The organism is Mycobacterium sp. NS-7484, from assembly GCF_001953975.1.
Classification (GTDB): Bacteria; Actinomycetota; Actinomycetes; order Mycobacteriales; family Mycobacteriaceae; genus Mycobacterium.
In genome coordinates, this window is record NZ_MBEJ01000066.1 from 56,722 (window position 1) to 71,615 (window position 14,894).

15 protein-coding genes and 1 pseudogene are annotated in these 14,894 nt (G+C 66.9%); 8 read left to right on the forward strand and 8 right to left on the reverse strand.

The genetic code is table 11. The features are described 5' to 3' along the window. Window positions 1–161: 161 nt before the first annotated feature. The 4 genes from A5733_RS11740 to A5733_RS11755 all read right to left on the reverse strand — a co-directional run bounded on the left by A5733_RS11740 (window position 162) and on the right by A5733_RS11755 (window position 5,061). Window positions 162–1,307: an LLM class flavin-dependent oxidoreductase gene (locus A5733_RS11740; RefSeq protein WP_076240235.1), complete on the reverse strand. Its 1,146-nt coding sequence runs from the start codon at window positions 1,305–1,307 to the stop codon at window positions 162–164. A gap of 113 nt (window positions 1,308–1,420) precedes the next feature. Next, window positions 1,421–2,404: an o-succinylbenzoate synthase gene (locus tag A5733_RS11745; RefSeq protein ID WP_369830929.1), complete on the reverse strand. Its 984-nt coding sequence runs from the start codon at window positions 2,402–2,404 to the stop codon at window positions 1,421–1,423. Between the two features lie 5 nt (window positions 2,405–2,409). Next, on the reverse strand, window positions 2,410–3,381 hold the full coding sequence (locus A5733_RS11750; RefSeq protein ID WP_067766593.1) for an esterase family protein: 972 nt from the start codon (window positions 3,379–3,381) through the stop codon (window positions 2,410–2,412). Window positions 3,382–3,456: 75 nt separating this feature from the next. After that, window positions 3,457–5,061, reverse strand: coding sequence for an amidohydrolase (locus A5733_RS11755; protein ID WP_142253947.1), 1,605 nt, complete (start codon window positions 5,059–5,061; stop codon window positions 3,457–3,459). A gap of 282 nt (window positions 5,062–5,343) precedes the next feature. Between A5733_RS11755 and fadD8 the strand changes: the two genes are divergently transcribed. Both fadD8 and A5733_RS11765 read left to right on the forward strand, forming a co-directional pair. After that, window positions 5,344–6,942 (forward strand): fatty-acid--CoA ligase FadD8, encoded by a 1,599-nt coding sequence (gene fadD8, locus A5733_RS11760; RefSeq protein ID WP_076240238.1) that lies wholly within the window; start codon window positions 5,344–5,346, stop codon window positions 6,940–6,942. A 31-nt stretch (window positions 6,943–6,973) separates the two neighbouring features. After that, window positions 6,974–7,423: a nitroreductase family deazaflavin-dependent oxidoreductase gene (locus tag A5733_RS11765; RefSeq protein WP_067766585.1), complete on the forward strand. Its 450-nt coding sequence runs from the start codon at window positions 6,974–6,976 to the stop codon at window positions 7,421–7,423. Between the two features lie 7 nt (window positions 7,424–7,430). On the opposite strand, the gene A5733_RS11770 is transcribed toward A5733_RS11765, so the two are convergent. Next, window positions 7,431–7,709: a hypothetical protein gene (locus A5733_RS11770; RefSeq protein ID WP_067766582.1), complete on the reverse strand. Its 279-nt coding sequence runs from the start codon at window positions 7,707–7,709 to the stop codon at window positions 7,431–7,433. Between the two features lie 110 nt (window positions 7,710–7,819). On the opposite strand from A5733_RS11770, the gene A5733_RS11775 reads away from it, so the two are divergent. The 3 genes from A5733_RS11775 (at window position 7,820) to A5733_RS11785 (ending at window position 10,102) form a co-directional block, all read left to right on the forward strand. Continuing rightward, window positions 7,820–8,737 carry a 1,4-dihydroxy-2-naphthoyl-CoA synthase gene (locus A5733_RS11775; RefSeq protein WP_076240239.1) on the forward strand — a complete coding sequence of 306 codons (918 nt, stop codon included), beginning with the start codon at window positions 7,820–7,822 and terminating at the stop codon, window positions 8,735–8,737. A 69-nt stretch (window positions 8,738–8,806) separates the two neighbouring features. Further along, a complete protein-coding gene (locus A5733_RS11780) occupies window positions 8,807–9,676 on the forward strand; it encodes an SDR family oxidoreductase (protein WP_076240240.1) in 870 nt (289 codons plus the stop codon). Between the two features lie 45 nt (window positions 9,677–9,721). Beyond that, window positions 9,722–10,102, forward strand: coding sequence for a VOC family protein (locus tag A5733_RS11785; RefSeq protein ID WP_076240241.1), 381 nt, complete (start codon window positions 9,722–9,724; stop codon window positions 10,100–10,102). Between the two features lie 76 nt (window positions 10,103–10,178). Here the strand turns inward: A5733_RS11785 and A5733_RS11790 are convergent, their stop codons facing one another. From A5733_RS11790 to A5733_RS11800, 3 genes are read right to left on the reverse strand one after another with little or no spacing between them, the layout of a single operon-like run. Next, window positions 10,179–10,487 carry a DUF3349 domain-containing protein gene (locus A5733_RS11790; RefSeq protein WP_067766570.1) on the reverse strand — a complete coding sequence of 103 codons (309 nt, stop codon included), beginning with the start codon at window positions 10,485–10,487 and terminating at the stop codon, window positions 10,179–10,181. Between the two features lie 11 nt (window positions 10,488–10,498). Next, on the reverse strand, window positions 10,499–10,783 hold the full coding sequence (locus tag A5733_RS11795; protein ID WP_067766568.1) for a hypothetical protein: 285 nt from the start codon (window positions 10,781–10,783) through the stop codon (window positions 10,499–10,501). A gap of 31 nt (window positions 10,784–10,814) precedes the next feature. Continuing rightward, entirely contained in the window at window positions 10,815–12,083 is a 1,269-nt protein-coding gene (locus A5733_RS11800; RefSeq protein WP_067766565.1) for an inorganic phosphate transporter, read from the reverse strand. 266 nt (window positions 12,084–12,349) lie between these two features. Here A5733_RS11800 and A5733_RS11805 point away from each other — a divergent pair, with 266 nt between their 5' ends. The 3 genes and pseudogenes from A5733_RS11805 (at window position 12,350) to A5733_RS11815 (ending at window position 14,523) form a co-directional block, all read left to right on the forward strand. After that, complete coding sequence (locus tag A5733_RS11805; RefSeq protein WP_076240251.1) at window positions 12,350–12,727, forward strand: DUF3349 domain-containing protein; 378 nt, start codon at window positions 12,350–12,352, stop codon at window positions 12,725–12,727. Between the two features lie 41 nt (window positions 12,728–12,768). Beyond that, window positions 12,769–13,887, forward strand: coding sequence for an o-succinylbenzoate--CoA ligase (gene menE, locus A5733_RS11810; RefSeq protein ID WP_076240242.1), 1,119 nt, complete (start codon window positions 12,769–12,771; stop codon window positions 13,885–13,887). Between the two features lie 20 nt (window positions 13,888–13,907). Then, window positions 13,908–14,523 (forward strand): annotated as a pseudogene (locus A5733_RS11815) (pyridoxamine 5'-phosphate oxidase family protein). Window positions 14,524–14,894 lie beyond the last annotated feature (371 nt).

Genomic DNA, 14,894 nt, shown 5'->3' on the forward strand with positions numbered 1-14,894 from the left:
AGCACCTTGGCGGTACTGATGTGACCAATGTGGCGTCACACCTTCACAATCCGGCCCTCTCCAAAGGCATGACCACTCTCAAAACCTGATATCACCGGCGATACTGCAATCCCCGATCACACACCGAGCACCTCGGCGGTACTGATGCGACAGGTGTGGCGCTACATTTTCTTGATGCCCCGCACGACCCGGTAGAACGGGGGCAGCGTCGCCACACCGCGCCGCAAACTACGCTGAAGCAGGCCGCCATTGGTCAACACCAGATGGCGCACCCCGCAATCGCGCCACTCGGCAACGCGATCCAAGACCTCGTCGGGCGTACCGACCAACCCCATATCGCGCATCAGATCGGGCGTGATGCCCTTGATGTGCGAGAGCGCCGTCTGCTCGTCCCAGTCTTGCGGCAGAATGTCCTGTCCGCCAGAGAAACCCACTCCCAACGGGTGTTGCGCACCCCGCTGGGCGAAGTACTCATCGGATGCGGTCAGACAACCGGCCTTCATCACCTCAGATTCCAGGGCGTCGTCGATTTCGCCACGAGTCCGCGCGGTCACCACCATCAGCAGCAGTGCCGGGGTGATGGCCATGGGATCACGGCCCGCATCGGAGGCGGCCCCACGCACCACGTCCAACCGTTGGGCGTAATCCTGAGGAGAATGAGGGAACGCCGGGAAGAACCCGTCGCCGTACCGGCCGGCAAGCCGCAGCATCCTCGGCCCGTGCGCGGCCACCCAGATGGGCGGGTATTTGCCGCGGTACGGCGGTAGGTCGAAGACCGCGTTTCGTAGCGGGAAGAACGGTGAATCCCGGTTGACGAGTTCACCTTTCGAGTCCCACAGAGCACGGATCGTGGCCATCGCCTCGTCGAAGCGGGCCACCGGCCGCGCCCAGTCCACCCCGTAGGGTTCATTTCCCTCCCGCTCACCCGGGCCGATCCCGAAAATGAACCGCCCCTTGGTCAACAGTTGCATCGTCGCGGCGGCTTGCGCGGTGACCGCGGGATTCCGGCGCCCGGCGTCGGTGACACAGATACCCAACGGCAGCCGGGCGATTCGGTTTCGCGCCGCGATGCGGCCCAACATCGTCCAGGGCTCCATGCAGGCGTCGACCGACGGAGCCACCCTCGCCGCCGCACAATATTTCGGCTGCCACAGCGCCCGCGGGAAGATCGCATTGAGGTGATCAGGCACCCAGAAGGAGTCCACCCCGAGACCGACACCGGACAGATAACTGGCGCGGGTAAAGGCGTCCGCCGACGGCTTGCTCGCCGTGATGAGATCGAGCAGGCCGACCTGTAACCCGCCCATGATCAGGGCTTCTCGGGTGTGCGGGACGCGATCGTGGGATCCATGATGCTGACGCGAAATCGAGTCATACCGCAAGTCTCGAACGGTCGGGCGAGCTTACTTAGAGTAGAGGCCTACCCCAGTTTCGCCCCGAGGGTCCCGAGCGCGTAGCACTCCCGCACCCGCTCGATCCACCACCGCCGCCGCTGCGGCGTCGCAGCCAAAGCCGACAGCCGGGCCGGGTCCGGGACGACCGCCTCGACCGGCAAGTGCCCGTCGACGGGTAACGGCATTTCGGCGACGTCCTCGATGAAAAACCCACCGGTGCCGAGGCCGCAGGCGTGCCGCAACTCCGGCAACGCGGCGGCGGCCGACAGCCCGCGGGCAATACCGACCGCGGAATCCAACGCGCTGGACACCACGATCGGGATGTCGATCTGCGCGGCGATGTCGAGCATGCGCGAAACCCCGCCCAGCGGAGCGACTTTGAGCACTGCGACGTCGGCGGCTCGGGCCCGCACCACGCGCAGCGGATCGTCGGCCTTGCGGATCGACTCGTCGGCGGCGATCGGGACGTCCACCTGAGCGCGCAGGGTCGCCAACTCGTCGACCGTCGAACAGGGCTGCTCGAGGTACTCCAACGGGCCGTCGGCAGTCAGTGCCGCGGCCGCGGCAACCGCCTGCGGCAGCGTCCAGCCGCCGTTGGCATCCACCCGCACCACCGGCACCTGTGCGCGCACGGCGTTGACGCGCGCGACGTCGTCGGCCAGCGTCTGTCCGGGCTCGGCCACCTTGACCTTGGCCGTCCGTGCACCGGGGAACCGGGCCAACACGTCCGGCACCTGGGCGGCCGGCACCGCGGGCACCGTGGCGTTGATGGGGATGCGATCGCGGTACACCGGGGGCGCCGGGTGATACGCCGCCTCGATCCCGGCGGCCAGCCAGGCCGCGGCCTCCGGCGGCTCGTACTCGAGGAACGCGCCGAACTCACCCCACCCGGCCGGGCCGTCGATCAGCGCCACCTCGCGCACCGTGATGCCGCGGAAGCGCACCCGCATCGGGAGGGCGACGACATGCAGGCGGTCCAGGACGTCGTCAAGCGTGGGCACGCGTTCAATGATGCCTAAGCGGCACCGAGCACCCGTTGGATGTCCGGCTTCATCGCCTGCAGCTGCGCACCCCAGTAGCCCCAGGTGTGGGTACCGGTCGGCGGGAAGTTGAACACGGCGTTGTTCCCGCCGGCCGCGATGTACTGATCGCGGAAGTTCAAATTGCTTTGCAGCGCAGAGCCTTCCAGGAATGTGGCCGGCAGGTCACCGCCGCCCAACTCGCCCGGTGTCCCCGAGCCGCAGTACACCCAGATGCGGGTGTGGTTGGCCACCAGCCGTCCCACCTGAATCGTCGGATCGTTGCGCGCCCACGCCGGATCCCCCGGCGGGCCCCACATGGCGTTGGGGCTGAAGCCGCCGGCATCACCCATGGCGAGTCCGATCAAGCCGGGCCATGGCCCTGCCGACGGATTCAGGAACGCCGACAAGGACCCCGCATAGATGAACTGCTGCGGGTGATACGCGGCCAGGATCATCGCGGAGTTACCCGACATGGACAGCCCGACCACGGCGTTACCGCTGCTCGACACCTTCCGGTTGGCGGCCAGCCACTGCGGAAGCTCGCTGGTCAGGAACGTCTCCCACTTGTACGTCCACACCCCGCCGTTGCCGGCCGCCGGCTGATACCAGTCCGTGTAGAAGCTCGACATTCCACCGACCGGCATGACCACCGACAGGCCGGATTGGTAGAACCACTCGAACGCCGGAGTCTCGATATCCCAGCCGTTGAAGTCGTCGCGGGCGCGCAGCCCGTCCAACAGATACACCGCATGGGGGCCACCACCCTGGAACTGCACCTTGATGTCGCGACCCATCGACGCCGACGGCACCGAGATCGTCTCGACCGGCAGCCCGGCCCTCGACCACGCCTGCGCCTTGGGCGGCGGCCCGAGCAGACCGATCGTCACCGCCACCGCCAGGGCGGTCAGAAGCACTGCCCCGCGACGGTATTCAGATGTTCTCGGCAATGTACGTCCGTGCACCATGGCTGCCCCCACATCTCGCGCACACGTATGGACGCGAAACTACTCCGCTGGGAACGGGAAATATAGAGCGAACCGTCAGCCGACTTTCGGATAAACCTGGCGACCCGCCAGAAAAGTGGCCCGAACCTCCAGGTCAGCAATGCTTTCCGGGGCCGTCGCACGTGGGTCGTCGGACACGATCACCAGGTCGGCATACTTGCCGACCTCCAGTGAGCCGACCACGTCGTCGGCAAACAACTGCCATGCCGCATCGATGGTCTGCGCCCGCAACGCCTGCTCGACGGTGAGCCGCTCCTCCGGCGCGAGCACCCGACCGCTGGGCGCGGCACGCGTGACGGCGACGCTGATGTTGCGCAGTGGTTCCTCCGGGGTAACCGGCGGATCGTTGTGCAGGGAGATGCGCATGCCGGTGGCCACCGCGGAGCCCGCAGGCATCCACCGTTCCCCTCGTTCCGGACCGAAGAGCCCGTCGACCAGGATGTCGCCCCAGTAGTGGATCTGATCGACGAACAGGCTGCAGGTGACCCCGAGGGCATGGGCACGCTGCAACTGGGCGGGTGTGATGGCGCCGACGTGTTCCAGCCGCAACCGGTGATCGTTTCGGGGCCAGCGCTGCAGAGCGTCCTGGTAGACGTCGAGGATCGTGTCCACCCCGGCGTCGCCGTGCACGTGACAGGCCATCTGCCAGCCCTGCGGGAAGAACGTGCCGACGATCTCCGAAAGCTGCTCTTTCGTGTAGTTGGCGTGCCCGCACGATCCCGGCCGCACACCGATCGTGCGGGTGGCGTCGGTGTCCAGGTACGGGAAGGTCAGGTCGATGTTGCCGACCCAGGGTGAGCCGTCGACCCAGATCTTGATGCCCACCTGACGCACGGTGTCATCACCGTCGAACGGGCGGGCATCGGTATGCAGTGCGGCGGTGGACATTTCGTACGTGCGCAACCGCACCGTCAACTGATCGTGCAGTTGCGCAAGCAGCGGCCGGAACATCGGATCGAACGCCATCTCCGAGCAGGTGGTCAGGCCGGCCTCGTTGAGCCGGGCGCATTCGGCAGCCAGCATCGCCGGGAAATCCTTGGCGGAGATGGCATCACCCAACAACGGGAACACCGCCGCGGTCTCCTCCGCGGTGCCGTCCAGCTCACCGTCGGCGGTGCGACCGAACTTTGCGCCTTTGGGGTCCGGGGTGTCCTTGGTGATCCCGGCCCGCCGGGCGGCGGCCGTGTTGAAGTACGCCTTGTGCCCCGAGTTGTGCACGATCACCAGCGGTGTGTCGGCGATGCTGTCGAGCCACGCAAGCGTCGGCTCGGGTAAACCGTTCTGCAACAACGGGTCCCAGCCGTTGAGAAACGCCCCGTCGGCCCCACGGCGCGCCACCTCGATACGGACCGCGTCGAGCACCTCCTCGGCGGTCGCCAAGGTGACCGGCCGGATGTCGGCGATACGCCCGGACAACGCCACTGCCTCCATCAACGGATGACCATGCGCCTCAATGAAACCCGGCAGGACACAGCCGTCGACCTCACGCACGTCGGTGCGCTCCCCCACCCAGTCGGCCACCTCGGCCCGGGTACCCAGGGCAACGATGCGGCCACCGGACACCGCCAGGGCATCTGCCGTCGGACGGGCCGGGTCGACGGTGAGGATGGTGCCGTAGAGGACAAGGTCGGCCGACTCGATCGGGCGGGTCATGCTCGGATGCTAGGGGCTGGCGGCGGTGCGCGCGGAACTCCGGTGAAAATCCGTGTCACCGGCGCGCCGGCCGCTGGTCCGGGCACAGGCCCCGGCGGTCCCTAACCCGCCGGGGCCTGGCTCCCGCCCCCAAATGTGGAGATTAAGCGGCTCCACCAGCGACGACGTGAGTAGAGCGCTACCTGCTTTTCGATCATGATCGGCCCGGCGTTACAACCCATACCGGGGATCGGCTCCGCAATTTCTGGAACACGTTCTAGTCTGTAGGTCATGAGTGATGCGCTGCACCATCCCATCCATTCCGGCCACCTCACCGTCGGCGCACTCAAGCGCAACAAGGACAAGCCGGTGCTGTTCCTCGGAGACACCACCCTGACCGGTGGTGAGCTGGCAGAACGCATCAGCCAGTACATCCAGGCCTTCGAGGCGCTCGGCGCCGGAGCCGGCGAAGGCGTCGGCCTGCTGTCGCTGAACCGGCCCGAGGTGCTGATGATCATCGGCGCCGGGCAGACCCAGGGCTACCGGCGTACCGCACTACACCCTCTCGGCTCGCTGGACGACCACGCCTATGTGCTGTCCGACGCCGAGGTGACGACGTTGATCATCGATCCCACTCCGGCGTTCGTGGACCGGGCCCTTGGCCTGCTGGAGAAGGTGCCGACGCTGCGCCAGGTGCTGACGATCGGCCCGGTGCCGTCGGCGTTGGAAGGCGTCGGCGTCGACCTGGTGGCCGAGGCCGCCAAGTACCCGCCCGTGCCGCTGGTCGCCGCCGATCTCGACCCGGACCACATCGGCGGACTCACCTACACCGGTGGCACCACCGGCAAGCCCAAGGGCGTGATGGGCACGGTGCGCTCGATCACCACCATGACGACGATCCAGCTGGCCGAATGGGAATGGCCGGAGAACCCGCGGTTCTTGATGTGCACCCCGCTGTCGCATGCCGGTGCGGCGTTCTTCGTGCCGACCATCGTCAAGGGTGGCGAAATGATCGTGCTGCCCAAGTTCGACCCGGCCGAGGTGCTGCGCGTCATCGAGGAACGGCGCATCACCGCGACCATGCTGGTGCCGTCGATGATCTACGCCCTGATGGACCACCCCGACTCGCACACCCGCGACCTGTCCTCGCTGGAGACCGTCTACTACGGCGCCTCGGCGATGAACCCGGTGCGGCTGGCCGAGGCGCTCAAGCGGTTCGGGCCGATCTTCGCGCAGTACTACGGCCAGTCCGAGGCCCCCATGGTGATCTCCTACCTCGGCAAGAAGGACCACGACGAAAAGCGGCTGACGTCCTGCGGGCGGCCCACGCTGTTCGCCCGCACCGCCCTGCTGGACCCCGAGGGCAACCCGGTGCCGCGCGGCGAGGTCGGTGAGATCTGTGTGTCCGGTCCCCTGCTGGCCGGCGGCTACTGGAAGCTGCCCGACGCCACCGCCGACACCTTCAAAGACGGCTGGCTGCACACCGGCGACATGGCGCGCGAAGACGAGGACGGCTACTGGTTCATCGTCGACCGAGTCAAGGACATGATCGTCACCGGTGGCTTCAACGTGTTCCCGCGTGAGGTGGAAGATGTTGTGGCCGAACATCCTTCGGTGGCGCAGGTGTGCGTGATCGGCACTCCCGACGAGAAGTGGGGCGAGGCGGTGACCGCGGTGATCGTGCTGCGCCCCGACGCCGCATCCGACGACGAGGCCGTGGCTCGCGTCACCGCAGAGATCCAGGCCGCGGTCAAGGAACGCAAGGGCTCGGTGCAATCACCCAAGCAGGTGATCGTGGTGGACTCGGTGCCGGTGACCGCGCTGGGCAAGCCCGACAAGAAGGCCGTCCGGGCCCAGTTCTGGGAGGGCGCTGCCCGCGCGATCGGGTGAGCTTGTCCGGCCCCGCGCCTAGTCTGGGGCCATGGCTGACGAGCGCATCCGGCCGCCATGGTGGCTGAAGTACGTCAACAAGGTGATGATCGGGCTGAACAAGCTCGGCGTCGGCGGTGACAAGGGCCCGGTGGTGCTCACAGTGCCGGGCCGCAAGACCGGCAAGCCGCGCTCGACGCCGGTCACCCCGATGACCGTCGACGGCCACCGCTACATCGTCGCCGGCCTGCCCGGAGGTGACTGGGCCGCCAACGCCCGGGCCGCCGGCGAGGCCACGGTGCACCAAGGTCGTCGTGACCAACGGGTGCGCATGGTGGAGATCCCCGCCGAGCAAGCCCGGCCGCTGCTGCGTCAATTCCCGGTGTTGGTCCCCACCGGGGTGGGTTTCATGCGTAACGCCGGGTTGGTGACCGGGCCCCATCCCGACGAGTTCGAAGCCCTCGCCGGGCGGTGTCCGGTGTTCCGGCTGGACCCGGTCTGACCCGGCGTCAGCTCAGGTGCGGGGCCTCCTTGATCTTGGAGTCCTGCTTGCCCGTCGTCTGACAGAAGGTCTGCACCGCCAGCCTGGTACCGGTGATCTCCAGCTGCGCGGCATCCGTGCCCTTCTCGTCCTTGAGCATCTTGGCCACCGCGTCGTTCTGCGTCTGCTCGTCCTGCCCAATGAAGTCCTTGCACTTGGTGTCCCCACCGGTGACCTCGGGTGAGCAACCGACGAGTACCGATCCTGCAACCAACCCCGAGAACAACACACCTGCCAACTTCTTCATCGTGGCCCTCTCTCGTCTGGTGATGCGCCATACGCATCATCGCGCCAGGTTTCGTACCCGGCGGCGGTACCTGTGAAACCTCTGGACAGGCTCGCTCTACAGTCGAGCACGTGAGTGCAGACAACCCGTTCGACCCGACCGTGTGGGAGCCGGTACCCGGCTTCGACGATCTGACCGACATCACCTATCACCGCCATGTCGCCGACGGCGCCAAGCAGCCCACGGTGCGGGTGGCGTTCGACCGGCCCGAGGTACGCAATGCCTTCCGGCCGCACACCGTCGACGAGCTGTACCGCGTGCTCGACCATGCCCGGATGTCACCCGATGTGGGCGTGGTGTTGTTGACCGGCAACGGCCCGTCGACCAAGGACGGCGGCTGGGCCTTCTGCTCCGGTGGCGATCAGCGCATCCGCGGGCGGTCCGGGTACCAGTACGCGGCCGGGGAAACGGCCGAGACCGTCGATCCGGCGCGGGCCGGCCGGTTGCACATCCTCGAGGTGCAGCGGCTCATCCGGTTCATGCCGAAGGTGGTGATCTGCCTGGTCAACGGCTGGGCCGCCGGCGGTGGGCACAGCCTGCACGTCACCTGTGACCTGACGCTGGCCAGCCGCCAGCACGCCCGGTTCAAGCAGACCGACGCCGACGTGGGCAGCTTCGACGGCGGGTTCGGCAGCGCCTATCTGGCCCGGCAGGCCGGGCAGAAGTTCGCCCGCGAGATCTTCTTCCTCGGCCGGGCCTACGACGCCGAGACCATGCATCAGATGGGTGCGGTCAACGACGTCGTCGATCACGCCGAGTTGGAATCCGTGGGCCTGCAGTGGGCGGCCGAGATCAACGGCAAGTCCCCGCAAGCCATCCGGATGCTCAAGTTCTCGTTCAACCTGATCGACGATGGCCTGGTGGGCCAACAGGTATTCGCCGGGGAGGCAACGCGTTTGGCGTACATGACCGACGAAGCCGTCGAAGGCCGAGACGCGTTCCTGGAGAAGCGGGATCCGGACTGGACCCCGTTCCCCCGCTACTTCTGAGCGACTTCGGTGCGTTTGGTAACGGTAGGCGTTACCAAACGCACCGAAATCACTCCCTACACTCGGCGGATGAGCAAGAACCCGCTGCGCCGGCTGTCCGATCAGCTGCTGTTGACGAGCATGCGACCGTCTCTGATCGACACGCTTGGCGCCCGCGACGACATCGACATCACCGGCAAGCGCATCCTGCTGACCGGCGCCTCCTCGGGCATCGGTGAGGCCGCGGCCGAGAAGTTCGCCGCCCGCGGGGCGACCGTGATCGCGGTGGCCCGCCGTGCCGAACTGCTCGATGCCCTGGTGGAGCGGATCACCGCCACCGGGGGCACCGCGTGTGCGCACGCGGTCGACCTATCCGACCTGGACGCCATCGACGAATTGGTCGCCACCGTGGAGCGCGATTTCGGCGGCGTCGACATTCTGATCAACAACGCGGGCCGGTCGATCCGGCGTCCGCTGGCCGAGTCGCTGGACCGCTGGCACGACGTCGAGCGCACCATGACGCTCAACTACTACTCGCCGCTACGCCTGATCCGCGGTCTGGCCCCGGGCATGCGGGAACGCCGTGACGGCCACATCATCAACGTCGCCACCTGGGGCGTGATGAACGAATCCGCCCCGCTGTTCGCGGTGTACAACGCGTCGAAGGCCGCGCTGGCCGCGGTCAGCCGGGTCATCGAAACCGAATGGTCGGCCGTCGGCGTGAAATCCACGACGCTGTACTACCCGCTGGTGAAGACCCCGATGATCGCTCCCACCCGCGCCTACGACGGCCTGCCCGGGTTGTCGGCATCGGAGGCCGCCGACTGGATGCTGACCGCGGCGCGTACCCGCCCGGTGCAGATCGCCCCACGCATGGCGGTGACGGCCAAGGCCCTGAACACCGTGGCCCCGGCACTGGTCGATGCGGTGATGAAACGACAACGCGTCCAGCCGGCCTGACGTGTCCTGCCGCGGCCGGTCCAGACGCGGTGGTAGACAAGGGTCATGGAAATCCTGGCCAGCAGGATGTTGATCCGGCCGGTCGATTACCCGAAGTCGGTCGAGTTCTACCGCGACGGGATCGGTCTGGCCATCGCGCGCGAATACGGTGCCGGCACAGTCTTTTACGCCGGGCAGTCACTGATCGAGCTGGCCGGTCATCACAGCCCCACCGAATCCGGTGTATTCCCCGGGGCGTTGTGGTTGCAGGTGCGTGACGTCTACGCCACCCAGGCCGAACTGGAAGGCCGCGGAGTGGCGATCGCCCGGGCTGCCATGCAGGAGCCGTGGGGTCTACATGAGATGCACGTGACCGATCCCGACGACATCACCTTGATCTTCGTGCAGGTGCCCGAAACCCACCCGTTGCGCCGGGATACGCGTTGACTTGGAACTGACGCTGCACTTGTTCGAGTAGCAATGTGCGTGGATTCAAAGTCAACAGCCGGCCTCAGGTGGGCCCTCAGCGCACCGGCGTCGCCAGCGGCCAACCCACCGACGCCAACCGGGCCGCGACCTGGTTGACCTCTTCGGGGTTGGGGTCCTTCTCGATGACGCTGCGCACCGCGATGCGGATGGCGTCGTCGGTCACCGGGCTCTCGCCGTTGCTGGATCGCAGGATGTCGTGGGTGGCCTGGACCACCTCGTCTTCGGTCAACGTCCGGGTCAACAGGGCCAGCAGGGCGAAGTGGTCCTTGTGCGGGACCCCCTCGGGATAGCCGGCGCGAAGCCAGCCCAGCACGCTGTCCAAAACGCTCGTCGACTCACCCATGGTCAATCAGCTCACTTCCTGGGCAGGAACGGGAACAGGTCAACACCGGTGTGGTGGATGATCGTGGTCCGGGTGATCCAGGCGATGGCAACCAGGATCACCAGCCCGACCAGAACGAACAACGCCATCCCGAGAAACTTGAGCGCCGGGTTGGGCGCCTGCGTGGTGCCGTCGGCATTGGTGCCGCCGTCGCCGTTGGAGAACGCCACCAGCCCGGCGGCGAACACCGCAGGCAGACCGGCTCCGAGGACCAGGCCCACCACCAGAACCTTGAAAATCGCTTCCAGATAAGTCATTTGCGTTCCCTCATGTCTGCGACGTCTGCGATCAGACCGCGGCCTTGTCCGGATTGTGTGTGCCCTTGGCGGTGTCGGGCTTGGCGGCATCGCGCACATCGGCGGGCACCACCGAGTTGGTCGAGTGGTCCCAGTCGGCGTTGACGTTGCTGTGGTCCACCTTCTGCTGCTGGGCCCGCCACCACATGTACGCCGACAGTGCGACCAACAACCCGAAGATCAGACCGTCACCGGCCAGCGCCGAAGACGTCAGCGACTCGACTCCGTGAGACAACCAGAACGCCAGCGCGCCGACGATCCCAGCGGCCGGCAGCGTGATCAGCCACGCCACCGCCATCCGACCGGCAACCGCCCAGCGCACCTCTGCCCCGGGCTTGCCGACACCGCTGCCCAGGATCGACCCGGTCGCCACGTGGGTGGTCGACAACGCCATGCCGGCGGCGCTCGAGCTCAGGATGATCGCGGCCGACGACGCCTCGGCGGCCAGACCCTGCGGCGACTCGATCTCGACCAGGCCCTTGCCCAGCGTGCGGATCACCCGCCAGCCGCCGATGTAGGTGCCCAGGCCGATGGCCAACGCGCAGGAGGCGATGATCCAGAACGGCAACCCGTTGTTCTTGACGTCACCGCTGAGGTGGCCGGTGGTGATCAGCGCGAGCGCGATCACGCCCATGGTCTTCTGCGCGTCGTTGGTGCCGTGCGACAGCGCAACCAGCGAGGCAGTGGCGATCTGCCCCCAGCGGAAGCCGGCTTCACGACGCTTCTGCGCGACGTTGCGGGTGATGCGATAGACCAGCCAGGTGCCGCAGCCGGCCACCAGGCAGGCGATCACCGGAGCGGCGATCGCGGGGATGAGCACCTTCTGGGTGACGCCGCTCCAGTTCACCCCGGCCAGGCCGATGGCGGCCAGGCCGGCGCCGATCAGCCCGCCGAAGAGCGCGTGCGACGAGCTCGACGGGATGCCGAACAACCAGGTGAGCAAGTTCCACAGGATGCCGCCGATGAGGCCGGCGAAGATGATGGTCAGGCCGGTCGAGGCGTCGATCGACGGGATCAGCGCGCCGCTCTTGGAGTCCTGGATCTTCAGCACCGAGCTCGTCACCGTGATGGCGACCTCGACCGACAGGAACGCCCCGACGAGGTTCAGCACCCCGGCCAGCAGCACCGCCGTCTTGGGCTTGAGAGCGCGGGTGGCGATCGAGGTGGCCATGGCATTGCCGGTGTCGTGAAAGCCGTTGGTGAAGTCGAACACCAGTGCCGTTGCGATCAACAGCACCAGGACGATCAGCTCAGCGCTCATGGCCGTAATTCTGTAGGACCGCAGGCGTTTTTGACCAGCCGGAAACACCTTGCTGACCTGGGTTTTCAACTACGCTGTCGATGAGTTCACCCACTGTTCACCCAGGCAACCCACATTGTTCGCCGGGGCGGTTTGCCGTTGCCACTGTGGCCGATAGGTTCACTGCGAGCCAGAGTCGGTCGACGCCATTACCATCGAAGCCGTCTGCCGGCTCAACCCGTGACGACAGGCGGCTGGCTCGGGGTGGACCTTCAGGAGTGGGCTCAGTGAACGCATTTCTCGCCAAGATCGCGGCGTGGCTGAACGCCGGGTACCCGGAGGGGGTGCCCGGACCTGACCGGGTGCCGCTGTTGGCCCTGCTGACCCGCCGCCTGACCAACGACGAAGTCAAAGCCGTCGCACGGGATCTCATCGATCGCGGTGATTTCGATCACATCGACATCGGCGTGCTCATCACCCAGGTCACCGACGAGCTCCCCCGCGCCGAAGACGTCGAACGGGTGCGGGAGCGGCTCGCGCTCAAGGGCTGGCCGTTGGATGATCCGCGCGACGCCGAGGACGCCGAAGATTCTGTCGATTCCGACGATTCGCGAGACGCCGATCACAACGCGGACGGCACGAATGAGACAGGGAGCCAGGCATAACCGTCTTACGTGCCGTCTCCGTCGGCTCCGCGCCGGACGTCTTGTCGGCGGCGCTCGATGAGGTCCTGAACGAGCGCGGGCCGGCCATCCTGCCGGTCCCGGCCGACGACCCGCGCCAGAGCGCTTTGCTCACAAGCGCTTTGCGCGTCGGCGACGCTATCGACGACGACATCGCAGTGGTGATCTCCACCTCGGGTACCACCGGTGAGCCCAAAGGCGCCCAACTGACCGCGGCGGCGTTGCGGGCCGGCGCCGAATCCACCCACCGGCGGTTGGGCGGCACCGGACGATGGCTGTTGGCCCTGCCCGCTCATCACATCGCCGGGTTGCAGGTTCTGGTGCGCAGCGCGCTGGCCGGCACCACGCCCGTCGCCCGCCCGGCAAACTTCGAACCGAGCGACTTGCCTTCGGCGGTGGCGGCTTTGGGCAGCGGTCGGCGGTACGCCTCGCTGGTGGCCGTGCAGTTGGACAAGGCCTTGCGCGACGCGGACGCCGCGGCGGCGTTGGCCGAGCTCGATGCCGTTCTGATCGGTGGCGGGCCGATGCCTGCCGGGGTGGCCGAGCGTGCACTGGCCGCCGGCGTGCATGTCGTGCGCACCTACGGCATGAGCGAGACAGCGGGTGGCTGCGTGTACGACGGGGTGCCGCTCGACGGCGTGAAGGTGCGTCTCACCGGAGCCGCCGCGACGTCGGGCACGGCTTCGCGCATCGTGTTGGGCGGGGCCACCGTGGCCAGGGGCTACCGCAACCCGATCACCCCGGACCCCTTCGTCGAGCCCGGCTGGTTCCGCACCGACGATCTTGGCGCCGTGGATGATTCAGGCGTGTTGCGGGTGCTGGGCCGGGTGGACGACGCGGTCAGCACGGGCGGGCTGACGGTGTTGCCGCAACTGGTCGAATCGGCGTTGGCCGACCATCCGGCAATCGCCGAGTGCGCGGTGTTCGGTGTCCCCGATGCGCGACTGGGCCAGCGGGTGGTGGCCGCGCTGGTGTTGACCGCGGGCGCGACGCCACCGGATGTGACCGAACTTCGCGCACATGTCACGCAGACCTTGGACGCCACTGCCGCACCGCGGGAAGTGCACATCGTCGACGCGCTGCCCCGCCGCGGCATCGGCAAGCTCGACCGGCGGGCACTGGCCGCCCGGTATACCGACTGAGTCACAGGCATGATGGAGCCATGCGCCGAGAAGTGACGTCGATGGATCAACTGCGCGAGATCGTCGGAGTGCCCACCGCGGCCGTCGCCAACAAGGTCACCGACCGACTGTCCCCCGCCCAGCAGGGCTGGCTCAAGGCGGCGTCGTTGGGCTTTGTGGCCACCACCGACGCGCACGGACGGGTCGACGTCTCCCCGAAAGGAGATCCGCCGGGCTTCGTCCAGATCCTGGACGACACCACGATCGCCATCCCGGAGCGGCCGGGCAACCGGCGGGTCGACGGCTACCTGAACGTGCTGCAACGCCCGCAGGTGGGCACGGTGTTCGTCATCCCCGGCCGCGGCGACACCCTGCGGATCAACGGCACCGCCCGAATCCTTTCCGATGCCGACTATTTCGACGCCATGGCCGTCGATGGCAAGCGACCGATCCTGGCCCTGGAGATCGTACATCCAAGAAGTGTTCTTCCACTGCCCGAAGGCATTTCTGCGCTCGGAAGCCTGGAAGCCGGAAACGTGGAATCCTACCGCGGTGCCCTCGGTGGCACAGATGGCAAAGGCGTTCAAACCCGACCAGAGCCAAGCCGAACTCGACGCGTACTACAGCGAGGAAAACCTGCGCACACTGCTGTACTGAGGTCAGGGTGGCCGGTGCGGATTCCCGCGCGAGCTGCCCTCTGCGCTGGAGTCACGGATTCCTGGCGGGTGTCCGATGTGCCCGCCTATGAGCGACAATTCAGCGACAATCGCCACATAGCACAACACAGGCCTCAGCAAACCCATTGTCGCTCAACGATTATGCCACTCACGTATCCCCTACCCCATGGGCATCATCTGCCCAGTGCCCGCATGCCAGCGACTCTGTCGCTGATAGCTGGACAGCCCAAAATCCGTGTCGTATGGGGCTTTTGGTATTTGAGTGGCAAAAGTGCTGAATGACCGTGTGACAAACGGTGCCCATGGTGCCCACGCGGCGATTGTCGCTGAATTGTCGCTCATAGGCGGGCA